We start from the raw sequence: 2,181 nt of genomic DNA on the forward strand, positions 1-2,181 counted from the left end.
CCGGCGCACGGCCGCACGCAGCGCCGCGCCGTCGAGGTGCCAGCCGGCGCCGTCGAGCGCCAGCACCGCATCCGCGTCGATCCGCCCGTTGACGATCAATTGCGCGCCGGCTGCATGACAGCATGCGAGCGCGTCGGCTGCGAGCCGCGCGAACGCCGCTTCGTCGAACGATTTCACGCGCAGCTGCACGAGCGTCTCGCCGCGCGCCAGCACGGCCGACAGCCGGTCGACGAACGCCCGGCAGTCCGCGTCCGACGCGGACGCGGGCTCGGGCGTGATCACGCAGCAGGACGGGAGCGGCGCGTTCATTGTGCGGCGCGGCGATATGCGGCGGTGACAGCGGTAACGGCGCGCGCGCTCATTCGTCCGCTTCCTTCACGACCTTCGGATACACGCGTACCAGCACGATGCGCGGCCCGTTCATCTTCTTCACGACGACGTCGAAGCGCTCGAACGACACGCGCTGCCCTTCGGACGGCAGGTCGTTCAGCGCCTGGATCACGAGGCCACCGACGGATTCGGCGCGCCCTTCGTCGATGTCGATGCCGAGCGCCTGCTCGAGCGACACGACAGGCAGGCTGCCCTTGCCCATCAGCGTGCCGTCGTCGAGGCGCGTCCAGTCCGAGTCGCCCTGGCGGAACTCGTCGTGGATCTGCCCGACCAGCGCGCCGAGCAGGTTGTCGAGCGTCAGGAAGCCGATCGGCTTCTGGCCCTTGTTGCCGACCAGCGCGAAATGCGGCGCGCCCTTGCGGAAGCGGCGGAACAGGTCGAGCGCGGGTGTGTCCGGCTTCACGTACTGCACGGGGCGCACGTAGTCGGACAGGTCGTCGAGCGCCGCGCCCGCGTGGCGCGCGAGCAGCAGGTCTTTCAGGTGGATCAGCCCGCTTACCTGTTCGCGCGACGCGTTCTCGAACAGCGGATAGCGGCTGAAGCGGTGCCGCGCGACGATCTCCATGTTGTCCGGCAGCGGCAGGTCGCGGCGCAGGCCGATCATCTCGTGGGCCGGCCGCATCAGGTCCGAAACCGTCATCGACGAGAAGTCGAGCGAATGCGCGAGCGTGTTCCACTCGTCGTTGCTGTACGTGCCGCGGGCCGGCTGCGCCGGGTTGCCGGCGGCGCTGCGGCGGCTGCGCAGGATCAGCTTCAGCTCGTCGGTCGAGTAATGCGCGTCGCCGCCGTGGTCGGTCGACAGGCCCGCGAGCTTCAGCACCGCGTTCGCGCTGGTGTTGAGCACCCAGATCGCCGGATACATCGCCCAGTAGAACGCGTACAGCGGCAGCGCGACCCACAGGCCGACCTTCTCGGCTTGGCGGATCGCCATCGATTTCGGCGCGAGTTCGCCGACGACGATGTGCAGGAACGAGATCAGCGAGAACGCGAACACCAGCGAGATCAGGTGCACGAGCCGCTCCGACTGCACGCCGATCAGGTCGAGCAGTGGACCGATCAGCTGTGCGAACGCCGGTTCGCCGACCCAGCCGAGGCCGAGCGACGCGAGCGTGATGCCGAGCTGGCACGCGGACAGGTAGGCATCGAGGCGCGAATGCACGATGCCGAGGATGCGGCCGCGCAGGCCGCGCTTGCGCGCGAGGGTCTTGACGCGCGTCGCGCGCAGTTTGACGAGGCCGAATTCGGCCGCGACGAAGAAGCCGTTGAGGGCCACCAGGAACAACGCGCCGATCAGCGCGAAGATCTGAACCAAGGAATCGCTCCGGTAATGACAGGCCCGTCAGTATAGGGCCGAAAGGAAACCGTAATGTGTCGTGGCTACCGCGTTGCTTACACCGGCGCCTCGCACGGGAGCGTGAGCGTGATCGTGGCTGTCGCGCCGTCGGCGAACCGGTCGTGTGCGAGCGTGCCGCCGTGCGCGAGCGCAACGCGCTGGGGTAGCGCGAGCATCCACGCGACGCGTTTCGCATCGCGTTCGCGCAGCATTTCGCGGCGCCCGAATGGCTCGATCACGTGGGGGAGGGTCGGGTCGGCGAGGGACGCGGCGTGCACGTCGCAGGCCACGCGCGCAACGAGCTGCGTGCCGTCGCGTGCGCAGGAGAACGACACGCGGCTGCCGGCGGCACTCGCCTCGACGGCTGCGACCAGCAGGGCCCACAGCGCCTGCGCAACGCGTTCGCGGTCGGCGGCCAGCGACGTGTCGGGCTCGGGCAGCGTCGCGTCGAGCGTCAC

At 69.4% G+C, this 2,181-nt stretch carries 2 protein-coding genes and 1 pseudogene; all 3 read right to left on the reverse strand.

The window, feature by feature from the left end:
- Positions 1-309, reverse strand: a 309-nt coding sequence (locus G3N94_RS40880; protein ID WP_205799846.1) for a thiamine phosphate synthase, incomplete at its 3' end; no start/stop codon positions are given.
- A gap of 49 nt (positions 310-358) precedes the next feature.
- Positions 359-1,702, reverse strand: coding sequence for a hemolysin family protein (locus G3N94_RS40885; RefSeq protein WP_205799847.1), 1,344 nt, complete (start codon positions 1,700-1,702; stop codon positions 359-361).
- 77 nt (positions 1,703-1,779) lie between these two features.
- Positions 1,780-2,181, reverse strand: a pseudogene (locus tag G3N94_RS40890) (sensor histidine kinase); the annotation flags it as partial.

The sequence above is a fragment of the Burkholderia sp. Ac-20353 genome, assembly GCF_017104785.1.
Classification (GTDB): domain Bacteria; phylum Pseudomonadota; class Gammaproteobacteria; order Burkholderiales; family Burkholderiaceae; genus Burkholderia.